The sequence below is a fragment of the Ensifer sp. SSB1 genome, assembly GCF_016652895.1.
In the GTDB taxonomy this organism is placed as follows: domain Bacteria; phylum Pseudomonadota; class Alphaproteobacteria; order Rhizobiales; family Rhizobiaceae; genus Ensifer.
This window is the reverse complement of record NZ_JAEPRP010000045.1, coordinates 1-13,983: the sequence shown is the minus strand read 5'-3', so window position 1 is coordinate 13,983 and position 13,983 is coordinate 1. Positions and strand designations below refer to the sequence as shown.

8 protein-coding genes are annotated in these 13,983 nt (G+C 64.0%); 5 read left to right on the top strand and 3 right to left on the bottom strand.

Going from position 1 to position 13,983, the window contains the following annotated elements:
• Nucleotides 1-89 precede the first annotated feature (89 nt).
• The 3 genes from I8N66_RS13580 (at nucleotide 90) to I8N66_RS13570 (ending at nucleotide 6,999) form a co-directional block, all read left to right on the top strand.
• The gene (locus tag I8N66_RS13580; RefSeq protein ID WP_291154436.1) at nucleotides 90-4,205 is read left to right on the top strand and encodes an AAA family ATPase; all 4,116 of its coding nucleotides are present in this window, start codon (nucleotides 90-92) and stop codon (nucleotides 4,203-4,205) included.
• Entirely contained in the window at nucleotides 4,202-5,791 is a 1,590-nt protein-coding gene (locus I8N66_RS13575) for a radical SAM protein (RefSeq protein WP_291154434.1), read from the top strand. The genes I8N66_RS13580 and I8N66_RS13575 overlap by 4 nt, the downstream gene beginning before the upstream one ends.
• Nucleotides 5,792-5,931: 140 nt before the next feature.
• Nucleotides 5,932-6,999, top strand: coding sequence for a GH25 family lysozyme (locus tag I8N66_RS13570; protein WP_291154432.1), 1,068 nt, complete (start codon nucleotides 5,932-5,934; stop codon nucleotides 6,997-6,999).
• 49 nt (nucleotides 7,000-7,048) lie between these two features.
• Here the strand turns inward: I8N66_RS13570 and I8N66_RS13565 are convergent, their stop codons facing one another.
• Nucleotides 7,049-8,527 carry a patatin-like phospholipase family protein gene (locus I8N66_RS13565; protein ID WP_291154431.1) on the bottom strand — a complete coding sequence of 493 codons (1,479 nt, stop codon included), beginning with the start codon at nucleotides 8,525-8,527 and terminating at the stop codon, nucleotides 7,049-7,051.
• A 225-nt stretch (nucleotides 8,528-8,752) separates the two neighbouring features.
• Here I8N66_RS13565 and I8N66_RS13560 point away from each other — a divergent pair, with 225 nt between their 5' ends.
• Both I8N66_RS13560 and I8N66_RS13555 read left to right on the top strand, forming a co-directional pair.
• Complete coding sequence (locus I8N66_RS13560; protein WP_291154429.1) at nucleotides 8,753-9,427, top strand: response regulator transcription factor; 675 nt, start codon at nucleotides 8,753-8,755, stop codon at nucleotides 9,425-9,427.
• The gene (locus I8N66_RS13555) at nucleotides 9,424-10,794 is read left to right on the top strand and encodes a HAMP domain-containing sensor histidine kinase (RefSeq protein ID WP_291154427.1); all 1,371 of its coding nucleotides are present in this window, start codon (nucleotides 9,424-9,426) and stop codon (nucleotides 10,792-10,794) included. Before I8N66_RS13560 ends, I8N66_RS13555 begins: the two co-directional genes overlap by 4 nt.
• A gap of 113 nt (nucleotides 10,795-10,907) precedes the next feature.
• Here I8N66_RS13555 and I8N66_RS13550 read toward each other — a convergent pair whose 3' ends face one another.
• Together I8N66_RS13550 and I8N66_RS13545 are read right to left on the bottom strand one after the other, a co-directional pair.
• Nucleotides 10,908-12,281, bottom strand: coding sequence for an alpha-glucosidase/alpha-galactosidase (locus I8N66_RS13550; protein ID WP_291154425.1), 1,374 nt, complete (start codon nucleotides 12,279-12,281; stop codon nucleotides 10,908-10,910).
• Between the two features lie 23 nt (nucleotides 12,282-12,304).
• Complete coding sequence (locus tag I8N66_RS13545; protein ID WP_291154475.1) at nucleotides 12,305-13,978, bottom strand: ABC transporter ATP-binding protein; 1,674 nt, start codon at nucleotides 13,976-13,978, stop codon at nucleotides 12,305-12,307.
• Nucleotides 13,979-13,983 lie beyond the last annotated feature (5 nt).

Genomic DNA, 13,983 nt, shown 5'->3' with positions numbered 1-13,983 from the left:
TGCCGTTACTGACATCTCGTAGATCAGCGCGAGTCGTCTTTCAGTCAGACAGGAGGCGTGTTACTCTAAAATCTTGGGGAGAATTTTGCGTGGTTGGTGGCGCCGGCAAATATGAATTCCAACGTTACCTGTCCGGAGCCCTGGTCCATTGGTCCTCCCCGGCAGCGACGGAATCGGCTGCCCCCGCACGGGAAGACTTCCTCGGCTCGCTGCTTTTCGCCGACATTTCCGGCTTCACCCGCTTGACCGCCAAATGGTCCGAAAGCGACCGTGCCGCCGGCGCAGAGCGCGTAAGCCTGCTCCTGAACGCCTTCATGGGCGAGCTCATCAACCATATCGAAGAGCATGGCGGCACGGTCTTGAGTTTCGCAGGCGACAGCCTGATTGCCGGCTGGCGGGCACCCTCCCCAGAAGAACTCGAGCAGACTGCCTGGCGCAGCTGCTATTGCGCCGAACGGATCCGCGAGCAAATCGGCGGCCCGGGCAGCCCAGAAGATGCGCTTCAATTGCGCATTGCCGTTGGCGCCGGTGCCATCACGCTGCTGCACCTGCTGCCGCGCGCCGATCAGCGCTGGCTGATCGTCGGCGGCGACTGCCTGGCTCAGGCCGACCATTGCGGCCAGCTGAGCGATGCCGGCGAAATTCTCGTTTCGGATACCGTGTGGCGCCTGGTCGGCAAGCGCGCCAAGGGTGGGCCGAACCGGGAGGGGACCGCGCGGCTCGACAGCATAGAGCCCTGCTCGACCACGAAGGAAGCGCCGCGCACGCAGCCGGGCTCTACCGCTGACCGGCTTGAGGCCTATCTGCCGCTTTCGTTGCGCAGCCGGCTGCTGTCGCCCCTTTCGGAATGGCTCGCGGATCTCAGAACGGTGACGGCGCTTTTCGTGCATATCGTCGGCCGTGATCTTGATACGGATCTCGATCGGCTGAACAAGCTCATAGAACGATCGATTGCCGTCGTTGGCCGCACCGGCGGCGAGATCCTGCACACGGCCCTTCATGCCGGCGGGCTCGAAGTCTTCGCCGTTTTCGGCCTGCCCGGCAGGAAACATGCCGACAATGCGCGCCGGGCGATCATCGCCGCCCTTCGCCTGTCGAACGAACTCGATGAACCGGATCTCGGCCTGTCGGCAGGCATCTCCACCGGCGAGAGCTTCTGTGGCGCACTCGGCACGATCCACCGGGCCGACTATACTGTCGTGGGTGCTGCCGTGAACATGGCCGCCCGATTGGCGAGCGTTGCGGCAGGCCGCATCCTCGTCGACCAGGCGACAGCCAAGGAGACTGCCGGCCAGATCGCTTTTTCCGGCCCCTGGACGCTTGGGGTGCCCGGCATGCGCGGTGGCGTCGTCGCCTTCGCGCCGATAGCCGAAACGGTCGCGACGATCGACAACAAGTCACCCATTCTTTTCAACCGGGCCGCCGAACTGGCGGTACTCAACGCCTATGTGGAGCGCGCCGGCCGGGGGCAGGCCGCCGGCGTGATGATCGTCAAGGGTGAATCCGGCGTCGGGAAATCGGCGCTGCTTCGCGCCTTTGTCGAAAACTGCCGTGACCATGGCAGCCAGGTCCTGGTCGGCAATGCGGACGATATCGAAAGCGACGTGCCCTATTTTGCCTGGCGCGGGGTGATCCGCGATCTGCTCGGCATCGGCGACCTGCGCGGCCCCGAGGCATCGGACCAGGTGCTGCAGTTTTTCGCCCGTCGCCCGGAACTCGCACATCTGGCGCCGCTGCTGAACGATGCCATCAACCTGACCTTGACCGACACGGTCGAGACGCGGGCGATGTCGGGCGACGGGCGCTCCCACCGCCTGCGCGAATTGCTGCGCGACCTGATGACCGACAGTCTTTCCTGGGGGCGGGGTGTCGTCGTGCTCGAAGACGTGCACTGGCTCGACGAGGCCTCCGGCCAATTGCTCGGACGGCTGGCCTCCGGAACGGCGCCGATCCCGGTCGTCGTATCGACGCGGACGGCCAGGACACAACAGGACCTGACGCGGTGGACCGGTCAACATCATAACGGTGCCCAGACCCTCGACCTTCTGCCGCTTGACTTCGAGGGCACGATCGCGCTTGTGCGCGCTTCGATCGGCAGCAATTCGCCTGCCGATGGCTTCGGCGAAGCGGTCTATGCCCAGTCGGCCGGAAACCCGCTGCTGATCTGCGAAATCTGCCGGATGATCGGCGAGCGCCGACTGCCGAAAGCGGCTGAAGCGCCCGCGCCGCTGTCGCTCGCCGAAACCCGTTCGAACGATGCGACCCTGCTCAATACGGCGAAGGTCACCGTTATCGCCCGGACCGACCAGCTTCCGGCCGAGCTTCAGGCCCTGCTGAAGATCGCAAGCGCCATGGGCGCGACTTTTTCCGTTCCCGAGCTGCAGGCGCTTCCGCCGATCAGGAAATACGCACTCGACATCGAAGCCAGCATCGAGCGGCTGCAGGCCGCCCATTTGATCAAGCCCATGGATGATCGCCCGGGTCGCTTCACCTTCAGCCACGCCGTCATCCGCCAGGCCATTTACGAGAGCATGTTGTCGGAACAGCGCCGCGAGGCCCATCGCGCCATCGCGCAGGCGATGGAGGAGAGCCGGCAACCCGATAACGCCGAGAACCTGCCGCGCATCTTGAGCCATTGGGAACGCGCCGGCGATGCCAGGCTGGCGTTCAACTACCTGGATCGTGTCGCCGAGCTGCGCCTGCGCCAGTTCGATAATGCGGCCGTCGTCGACCTGATCGAGCGCTTCTTCAAGACCGCCCGCGAACTCTCGGTCACGATCACGCCGGCGCGGCGGGCCGCCGCCTGTTTCCTGCTCGGCGAGGCCAGCCTCAATCTCGGCCGCGCCGAGGCGGCAAGGAATGCCTATGAGGAAGGTTTGCGGCTTTCCGGCCTTCCGCTGCCACGCACCTCGGCCGGCCTCGCGCTGCACCTCGTGCTTGATCTTGCCGAACAGGTGTGGCGTCGCGTGACCCACGGGGACAAGGACTGGATCCTGGAACGTGAGATCTCACGATCGCCGTCCGATCCCTTCCTGCTCGCGGCAAAGGCGCATGAGGACCTGACGCGGATCTACTACTTTACCAGCGAAAAACTGCGGCTGATCCATGCAACGCTTCGCGCGACGAACCTTGCCGAAAGAAATAAGTATGTCTCGCCGACGACCGCCACGAACTACGCGAGCCTCGGCGCGATATGCGGCGTCATCCCGCTTCACAAGCAGGCCGAGCATTACAGCCGCCTGGCCGCCGCCCTTTCGGAACGCGTGGATCAGCTGGGAACGCGCGTGCGTGTCGACCTCTTGTCGGGCATGTACCAGATCGGCATCGGCCATTGGCGCGAAGGCAAACAGGCATTCGAGGCCGGTCTCAACAATGCCTCGACCGTCGGTGACCTTCGGCGCTGGTGCGAGGTGGCCGTCGGCCTCGAGACGATTTCGGGCCCCTGGCTACTAACCTCCGCCTTCGAAGGCATCGCACCCTGGGAGATCCTCGTTCAGCGTATCTGTGAAGAGGGCCGCAGACGCGGCGACACCCAGGTGCTTGGCTGCGGCCTGCTCGGCCGCCTCAGGGGCCATGCAGCACTTGGCCGATGGAACACCATTGAAGCCGATCTCGATGAGCTCAAGCAGATCATCACCGCCAAGGCCGATGGGCTGGAACTCGTTCACTGCATCGAGGGCGCATCGCTTCTGGCAGAGGCCGCCCGGCGGCAGGGCAATACGGGTGAAGCAAAGGCCTGGTTCGAACGCGCATTCTCCTGGTGCCAGACGCTCAACCCGGCAATGAAGACACGGACCCTGCCGGCGCTTGCCCGCCTGTTCGACGTCGCGAGCGACCCTGATAGCGGCGACCCCATGGCAGCGCAGCTTGTCCTGCGAAAGCTCGAGCGGTTTGCCCGCGTCTATCCGCTCGGCCGCCCGGCGGCAGCGCTCGGCGAGGCGACCCTGCACGTGCATCGCGGCCAGCAGCGCCGCGCCGAACGGGTCGCACGATACGCCTTCGCGGAAGCAATACGATTGGAGATGCCAGCCGTCGCGCTCGCGTCGTTACACCACCCGGCGGGTCGGAAGGACGCTGCCGCATGGCAGGCCCTGGAGACGATGTTTGCCGTTCGGCAAAACACCTGGAGCGAGGTCCTCCAACTTCATCAAGCCGAGCCACCGACCCATGTCCCGATTGTTGCGTTCGAGGGAGGCCATGCATGAACCAGTCCCGAGTACCTCGCGTCCTGATCGTGCTTGCCCATTTCGACGAGACCAGAAACCCAGAAGGCCGCCCCGATTTCATTCCACAGGGAACCGGACATCTGTTCCTGGCGGGCGCCTTTGCCCGCGATCGGGTCAGCCTTCGCGCCTACAGTGAGTTTCACGACGGGCCGCTTATCGACGAGGCGGCGTTCGCAGACCTCGATATGCTAGTGCTGACCGGCGTCACCGCTGCCTTCGACCGGATGCGCCACCTGACCGCCTATGCCCGCACGAAGTCGCCCGGATGCGTGATCGTTGCGGGCGGACCGGTCGTGCGCAATCTGCCGGTTTCGAGCGCCGAAACCTTCGACTACGCCTGCGAAGGCGACGTCGAGGAGATGCAGGCGGTCATCAGGGAAGTCTTCGGCGAATGGGCCGTCTCCGAGACGATCCTGCCGCGCTTCGACCTTGCCAATTGGGGTGGCCCGATCAGCTACGTCGAGACGAGCCGCTACTGCAATTTCAAATGCAGCTTCTGCGCGCTCACCGCCGAAAACCGGCGCTATCACAGCTACGACCTCGGCTATATCGAGGCGCAATTGCGCAACGTCCCGGCCAAGAAATACGTACTGTTCATCGACAACAATTTTTACGGCAACAGCAAGGATGCGTTTCATGCCAAGCTCGACTTGATCCGGTCGCTGTGGCGAGAGGGGCTGTTTCAGGGGTGGATAGCCCTCGTCACCGGGGATTTCTTCCGAGACCCCGACAATCTCGAAGCCGTTCGTGCGGCCGGCTGTCTCGGTCTTTTCAGCGGTGTCGAGACGCTGAACGAAGCGCAGTTGAAGCGTTATCAGAAGAAGCAGAACCTGGTGGTGCCGCAACTGGAAGCCATCCGGACTTGCCTCAAGGCCGGCGTCGCCTTCCAGTATGGCCTGATGTTCGACCCTTCGTCGCAGACGATGCAGGCGATGCAGGACGAACTCGCCTTCATTACCGGCGAAAGCACCATGCCGTTGCCGGCCTTCCTCAGCCTGACGATCCCGCTGCTCGGCACGCCGCTGTTTGACGAATGCGCCGCTGAGCGGCGCTTCCTGCCTTCAGCCAAACTGCGCGACATGGATGGGTTCACCTTGATGACCCGTCCGATCGACGACCTCGGGGAGGTGGCCCTCTTTGCGCGCAAGCTGTCGCGCCTCGACGGCAACCGCGTCCGCATCCTGCGCCATTGCCTGGGCTTTTATCGCAACTACCGCCACTCGCTTTCCGGCCGGCAGATGATCCATCTGCTCGCCAACAGCCTGCGCCTCGCGCTTCCCTCGGTCCTGCATCGCCATGGCCTGCCGACGCGTTCGGGGAGCGACGACAATCTCACCTACGTCACGACGACCCAGCCGCTCGGGCCACTCTACACGCCGGCGTTCCGGGTCAGCGAAGGCCTCCGCTCGCATTTTGCGCCGACCATGATCACCGACGCTTCCGGAGCGCTCGACGACACCATTGCCCGCAATCTCGAATTTCGCAGCAGCCGGCGGCAACGAACGGGCTTGGGATCGAACACAGCGCAGGCTGAGAGCGTGCCCTCTACGCCTGCGGCAATCTGACCTCCTCATTGCAACCTCCAGTGCGTGAAGTTGGGTCGGCTTGGTAAGATTGGATTCAAACTTTTTGGGTAAGCTTCCGTTAGCTATTCACACCTGTCGGCCGGCGACTGCCGTCGACCTTGTTTTGCGTACGGGTGCCCATGCGTCTTTCAGCTGCGACCGCAATCATCTTTGCCGGCCTTGTTTCCGGCTGCTCCTCCAGTTCAAGCCTGGACACGATCGCACCGCGTCCCTCGCGCGAGACGACCAGTTCCGTCGCGCTCTCGGCCGCACCGGTGCCCGCCGCCAATGTGGGCGCGCGGGTCGCGCAGGTGACCCCGCCCCAGAACGTCCAATCGGCAGCGCCGCAGGAAATGCTCGCCTGGGCCGGCCCCGTTCCGGAGCCTGAAGCCTTCGCGCCCGCGGCAAACACCACGACGACGACGCTCGCCACGCCTGTTCCCGACGCGCGCCCGGTCGCCTTCGTCGCGCCGGAAAATCCGGTGACCCAGGCGATGCCGCAGGGCCGCTCGCGGATCTACGGTCATCGTTTCCGTGACGCCAAGCCGATCAACTTCGGCCGCGCCAAAAATCCGCGCAAGATGGCGGTGCATGGCGTCGACGTCTCGCGCTGGCAGGCTGACATCGACTGGGCTCGGCTGCGGACACAAGGGGCAAACTTCGCCTTCATCAAGGCGACCGATGGCGGCGACCACCTCGACCCGATGTTCAAGAAGAACTGGCGCGCTGCCAAGGCGGCCGGCATCCGCCGCGGCGCCTATCACTTCTTCTACTGGTGCCGCACGGCCGGCGAACAGGCCGACTGGTTCATCCGCAACGTTCCGCGTGAACCGGGCGCGCTGCCGCCTGTCATCGACGTCGAATATAACGGCGAATCGAGCTGCAAGCGTCGCCTGTCGCCGGAGCGCATACGCGAAAAGATGCAGGTGTTCATGGACAAGCTCGAGGCGCACTATGGACAGCGCCCGATCATCTACACCGCACCGGATTTCTATGCCGACAACCTGCAGGGCGCTTTCAAGAACTATCCGTTCTGGCTGCGTGCCGTCGCCCAGCACCCGTCGATCGTCTACCCGAACCGCAAGTGGCTGTTCTGGCAGTATTCCGGTTCTGGCCTTTCTCAAGGCGTCGATGGCAAGATCGACCTCAACGTCTTTCACGGCAGCGAGGACCAGTGGCACGACTGGCTGGAGGCACGGGCGAACTGAACCGGCAGGCTCTCGCCCACCCAGCCGCTCAATCTGACACTACGGCGTCTCAGCCCGCTTGGGCAACTCTAGGCCCGCTCCGCTTGATGCGGTCCAGGAACCGCCGGTAGTCCGGCTGTTCGAGCAGCAAGCGCCGGCCAAGGCCCGCGAGAAAATCGACGTCCTTCGCCTCCAGGCTCAGGCGGTTGTGCAGCCCCAGGATCCGGCGTGCCAGCGCCGGGTCGGATATGTCCGACAGCGCCAGCCTGACGATGCCGACATCGAGATCGCCGCAGCCTCGCTTCGTGCCGCTGCTCCCGCAACGCCATTTCACGAACTTGTCCCGCCAGGCGGGCAGATGGTCGCGCAGGGCATCAAAGCTCTGAAGATTGGGAATGTTGATCATCGCGTCGATGGCGGCGACGATCGCATCCGGCGCCTTGGGGCTGTCGACTGTCTTTGAAAGCTCCCCTCCGATCCGCGTCGAAGCATCGACGACGATGACCATCAGGTGCCTGAGACGCATGGCCCGCTCCGCAGGCAGCGGCTCGGGCGCTGCCCGGCCCATCAGGTGGAGGAGGCTCTGCGTTCCGACGCCATCGACCAGACCGCCGTCGTAGAGCTTGAGATAGTTGAGATCCCTTGCCGTTTCGTAGCGCCCGAGAGAATCGGCATATTCGCGCGCAACGAGCGAGCCCGGCGCCAGAGGCCCGGCCTTTTGCGGTTTCGCTTCCGGCAACGCCTCGCAACCGGTCCGGAAGTTCTGCAGCGTCAGCGGCGCGAAGACGACCGGAACAGCGGCCGAGGCGGCAACCGCATAGGCAAGCGGATAATCGTCGTAGTTGCTGCAGATGGCGGTGAACGACGGACGATCGAAGATGAATGGGGCGCGATTGTAGAGATCGGTCGCGTGGATCACCAGGTTTGGGTGTCCCGGACGCGCGATGTCGCCAAGCTTCGCGCCCTTGAAGAGGTTGGCTTCGAGCCAGGCGGGGAAGCCGGATAGATCGTTTACGCCGCCCCGATAGCCGCGCAGGATATTGGGTGGCGAAAAGGACATCCTGAGCGATGCCTCGACATCACGCCCGAGGAACCGTTGACGGAAATCAGCAAGGCCCGATCGACCGTAAAGGGCGAAATGGGAGGCGAGCACCGCCCCACCGGAGACGCCGGCAACAACGGCGACATCGTCGGCAAGACGGCGCCCGCTTGTGCCCGGTGACGGCGCCTCCGACAGTGCCGACAGCACGCCGTAGCCGAAGGCGGCAGAGCGGGCACCGCCGCCGGAAAAGGCGAGGATGATGCCGGTATCGCCGCCATCCGAAATTGGTAGCGGCAGCGGCACGGCTCCCGTCGTCAGTTCGAGCCGCCTGTTGGTCGGCGTCACATCCGGGCCGGCGCAACCGGCCGCCGCAAGTGCAAATGCCAGCGTGCCGTGGCGCAGAAGCCGCCTTGTACGGACAACCGCAATTTTCCGCACCGCATAGCGGTCGGTAGGCCCCTCTCCGATTTCCTTGAGGGAACGCCGCTTTCGATTGATGACCTTCATGCGTCCTGATCCGGGTTGGCTCCGCCAGCGAGAACCGAGGTTCACGAGCAGGTGCCGCACAGCCTAAGGATCAACATTGAGACAGCATGTCATGCCGTAATCCCGCAACGAATGATTGTGCGGCGGCAGCGATCGGGACTACTTTGCGACAGGATGACAGGTTCCCTCAATGAAGCGGTGCTAGGGTCGCGCGCGTAGGCACATTGCACGAGGTAAAGCGCATTCATGCGGGTCTTGCTGGTCGAAGATGAGAAGGAACTGGCGGGCGCGCTGCGGACCGCCTTGAGCAATCACCGGATGATTGCCGATCATGCACGCGACCTCACTGAGGCCGCCTTGATCCTGAACGATGCCGTCTATGACGTGGTCGTTCTCGATCGCAAGCTGCCCGATGGCGACGGGCTCTCGCTCATCCCCGTGATACGGGCGCGCGGCAATACCGTGCCGGTGTTGATGCTGACGGCGCTCGACGATCTGGCTGACCGGGTCGCGGGGCTCGATGGCGGGGCGGACGACTATATCGGCAAGCCCTTTGCCTTCGAGGAACTGCTGGCACGGCTGCGGGCGCTGGCGCGGCGTCCGGCGCCCGTGCAATCCGATGTCGTCACCGTCGGACGTCTCTCCTTCGATCTCGCACATTGCGAGGCAAGCGTTGCAGGCGCTGCTCTCAAGATGCCCCGGCGCGAGCTTCTGGTGCTCGAAACGCTGACCCGCCGCATGGGACGGATGGTGCTGCGCGCGGCCCTGATGGAAGCCGTGTTCGGTCTCGACGACGAAATCCAGTCCAATGCGCTCGACACCCATATCTCGCGCGTTCGGCGCAAGCTTACGGATGCGGATGCCGGGGTGATCATCAACGGTATCCGCGGCGTCGGCTATCTGCTCAGACAAGACCAATGAGCGGCAGCGCTTCCCATTCGTTCAAATGGCGCCTCGTCGGCTGGCTGGTGCTGTTCGAAACGGTGGCGACTATCGTCGTCATCGCCATCGCCGTTGGTCTGCTCTGGGTGACCGGCTATCTCATCGACGGCTACGAGAACGGCAATGTTGACGTCCTGAAGGACGCGATCACTCGCAATGCCGACGGCGGGCTCGCGCTTCAGGAAACGCCGGAGCTCACCCGATTGCGTCAACAAGCGGGAAAGATCTGGTTTGTTGTCCGCGACAGGGAAGGGAACCGCCTCTCCGAGGGAACCGTGCCAGAAGAATTCGCCTTCGCGATCGCCGGCCTGGAGCGCATGAACGACGCTCGCTTCCGGCTTTCCCCGGACAAGAACGCCCGCCCGGAAGCCGTCGTCAAATGGCTCGAGTCTCCGGCCGGCAGCGTCCAGATCTTCAGCGGCACCGAAGGGCAACTGACCCTTGGCCGTCTGCTGCTCAGCACCACCGGCGCCTTCCTCAGCATCTTCGTGCCGATGCTGCTGCTGCTCGCACTTGCGACCGTGGTCGTCACCCCGATCGTCGTTCGAAGGATGCTCTCGGGCCTGTCGCACGCAGCTTCGCATGCCGCCCATATCGAATACGACCAGCGCGGCATCCAGATGCCGGTCGCGGGCGTCCCCACGGAATTCCTGCCGTTGGTAACCGCGGTCAACGATGCGCTGGTGCGGCTGGACGACGGTTATACGAGACACAAGCGCTTCCTGGCGCAGGCGGCGCACGAACTGCGCACGCCGGTCGCTATCCTCGGCGCCCGCATCGCGTCGCTTCCGCCGGGACCGGACAAGACGCGCCTCAACGAGGACGTGACGCGCCTTTCCATCCTGGCGGGCCAGCTTCTCGATCTCGAACGTCTCGACGCCCAGAAGGATGATTTCAGGCCCGTCGATCTCGCAGCCCTTGCCGAGCGGGTGATCGTCGCACTCGCGCCGCTTGCCTTCGGGGCAGGTTACGAGATGACCTTCGAGGCCGATCAACGCCCTGTCATGGTGACGGGAGACGAGGCGTCGCTGGAGCGAGCGCTGACCAATCTCGTGCAGAACGCCATCGACCACGGCGGTCGGCGCGGCACCATCACCGTCAACGTCGACCCTCAGGGCTCGATCGACGTCTGCGACGACGGCGACGGCATTCCGCGCAGCGAAACCGATCGGATCTTCGAGCCGTTCCAGCGGCTTCGAAAGGACGGCAAGGGCGCGGGCCTCGGCCTCAACCTTGTCCAGAAGATCGTCCACCTGCACGGCGGTTACGTCGATGTCGCCCGCTCCTCTTCCGGCGGCGCCTGCATGCGCGTCGTGCTGCCACTCGCGGCCAACAATGCGGCTTGAAAAGAACAAGCCCCGGACCCTGCGCTGCCTGTCTCGCCCCTTAAATCGGCTAGGACATGGGGGAAGACAGCACGAGGGTCCGGGGCTCGACGCAGCCTGACCGGGAGAAAAAGTCAGGCTGCCTGGACCTTCTTCGACACGCGCGCCCATTCCGGGACCCAGTCGCGATGAGCGACGAGCAGGTCGTCGACGAGCGACCAGATCTGGTCGAGGTCGAGTTCGGCGGCCGTGTGCGGATCCATCATCGCCGCGTGGTAGAGATGCTCTCGGTTTTCAGTCATGAGCGCCTCAACCGTCAGCTCCTGGACGTTGATGTTGGTGCGGATCAGCGCGGTCAGCTGCGGCGGCAGATCGCCGATGAAGGTCGGCTGGATGCCCGAGGCGTCGACCAGGCAGGGCACTTCCGCGGCGCAGTTTTCCGGCAGCGAGGTGATGCAGCCGTTGTTCTTCACGTTGCCGTAGATCACCGACGGTTCGCCGGTCCAGACCGAGTTCATGATCGAGGAGGCGTATTCGTGGCTCTCGGCCACCTCGATCGTCTCGGCCTCCTTGAAAGCGGCCGCCTGCCCCTTCCAGCGCTCGATCTGCTCGACGCAGCGCTTCGGATACTCGTCGAGCGGAATGCCGAACTTCTCGATCAGATCCGGCCGGCCGTCCTTGATGAAATAGGGCGTGTACTCGGCGAAATGCTCCGAGCTCTCGGTGACGAAGTAGCCGAGCCGGGTCAGCATCTCGTAGCGCACCTTGTTGGGGCAGCGCGGGTTCCAGTGGCTCGGCTTCGGGAAACGCCCCTCGCGGTAGCCGCGCACAAGATCCGGATAAAGATTTCGGAAGCTGCCATCCGCCTGTTTGTGCTCGAAGGTCAGGTAGAAGGCCATGTGGTTGATGCCGGCGGCGCGGTAGCGGATCTCCGCCACGGGGATATCGAGATCCCGCGAAAGCTCGTAGGCCGTGCCCTGGACCGAATGGCAGAGGCCGACCTGGCGGATCGTCGGATACTTCTCTGATATCGCCCAGGTGTTGATCGCCATCGGGTTGACGTATTGCAAGAGGATCGCGTTGGGGCAGACCTGCAACATGTCCTCGCAGATCTTCCAGAGATGCGGCACTGTGCGCAGGCCACGCATGATGCCGCCGACGCCGAGCGTGTCGGCAATCGTCTGGCGCAGACCGTATTTCTTCGGCACCTCGAAATCGGTGACGGTGCAGGGCTCAAAGCCGCCGATCTGGAAGGCGACGACGACAAAATCGGCCCCTTCCAGCGCCTTCTTCTGGTTGGAATGGGTCTCGATGTCAGCCTTGACGCCGAGCGTGCGCACCAGCTTGCCGGCGACGATCTCGCTTTCGCCGAGGCGCTCAGGGTTGACGTCCATCAGCGCGATCGTCGCGGCCGAGAGCGCCGGGCGCTGCAGCACGTCGCCGATGATGTTCTTCATGAAGACGGTGGAGCCGGCACCGATGAAAGTGATCTTGGGTTGTCTGGTCATGGATTGCCTCTGCTTTCTAGCGGTCATGCTGCCACATCGAAGGCGGCCCGTACGAGCCTTTCGGTGTAGGCGGTCTTGGGATTGGAAAGAATTTCGCTCACCGGCCCCTCCTCGACGATCTTGCCGTGCTGCATCACCACCACCCGGTGGCAGAGCGCGCGCACAACCTTGAGGTCATGGGAGATGAAGAGGTAGCTCAGGCCCCGCTCGTCCTGCAGCTTGCGCAGCAGTTCGATGATCTGGGCCTGGACAGAAAGATCGAGTGCCGAGGTCGGCTCGTCGAGCAGGATGAATTCCGGCTCCAGCGCGATGGCGCGCGCGATCGCAATGCGCTGGCGCTGGCCGCCAGAGAACTCATGCGGGAAGCGTGAGAGAATGTTGCCGGGCATCCCGGCGGCCGTCAGCGCATCCACCACCCGGTCTACCCGCTCCTTGCGGTTTTCGCCGATGCCGTTGACGACCAAGCCTTCCTCGATGATCTGGCCGATCGACATGCGCGGATTGAGCGATGCGAAGGGATCCTGGAAGACGATCTGGATGCGCGAGCGCAAGGGCCGCATGGCGGTGCGATCCTTGTCGTGGATCGGGATGCCATCGAAGAAGACTTCACCGCCATCGGCATTGATCAGCCTGACCAACGCCTGGCCGAAGGTCGTCTTGCCGGAGCCGGATTCGCCCACAAGGCCGAGCGTCTCGTGCTTGCGCAGATTGAGGCTGAGCCTGTCGACCGCCACCAACTCAGAAAACTGCGAGCGGAAAAGGCCGCCCTTCTTGAGCATGAAGGAGACCTTCACGTCCCGCCCTTCAAGCACGATCGGCGCATTGTCTGGCAGCGGCTTGGCGGCACCGGACGGTTCGGACGAAAGCAGCCGTTTCGTATAGGGATGTGAAGGGTTGGCGAAGAGCGCTGCCGTGGTGTTGTGCTCCTTCACCTCGCCATATTGCATGACGTAGACGTAGTCGGAGAACTGCCGCACCACCGTCAGGTCGTGGGTGATCAGGATCACCGCCATGCCGAGTTCGCGCTGCAGGTCGCGGATCAGGTTGAGGATTTGCGCCTGTACGGTGACATCGAGCGCCGTCGTCGGCTCGTCGGCGATCAGCACATCCGGATCATTGGCGAGCGCCATGGCAATCATCACCCGCTGACGCTGGCCGCCGGAGAGCTGGTGCGGATACTGGTTGATGCGGAGCTCGGGGTCCGGGATCTTCACCTGGCGCAGCAGTTCCAGCGCGCGTTCGGTCGCCACGCGACGGCTCATCCGGCGATGCGCCCGAATCGCCTCGACGATCTGCGAACCGACCGTATAGACCGGGTTGAGCGAACTCATCGGCTCCTGGAAGATCATCGCCAGGCGATTGCCGCGCAAGCTCCGCCGTTCACGCGGCGTGAATTTCAGCACGTCCTTGCCGTCATAGCCGATGCACGATTGCGGGGCGACGGTGGCGCGCTTGGATAACAGCCCCATCACGCTGCGGGCGGTGACCGATTTGCCCGAGCCGGACTCGCCGACGATGGCGATGGTCTCTCCGCGGTAGAGCTGGAAGGACACGTCCTTCACCGCCTCCACCGTGCCATGCTCGACCTTGAAGTGAACCGCGACATTGCGGGCGTCGATGACCGGCCGGCCCTCGCGTTCGGCAAGGGCACGGCGCGCCGAGGGGGCGGCGGTGAGGACGTCGATTGTTTCAGACATGATAC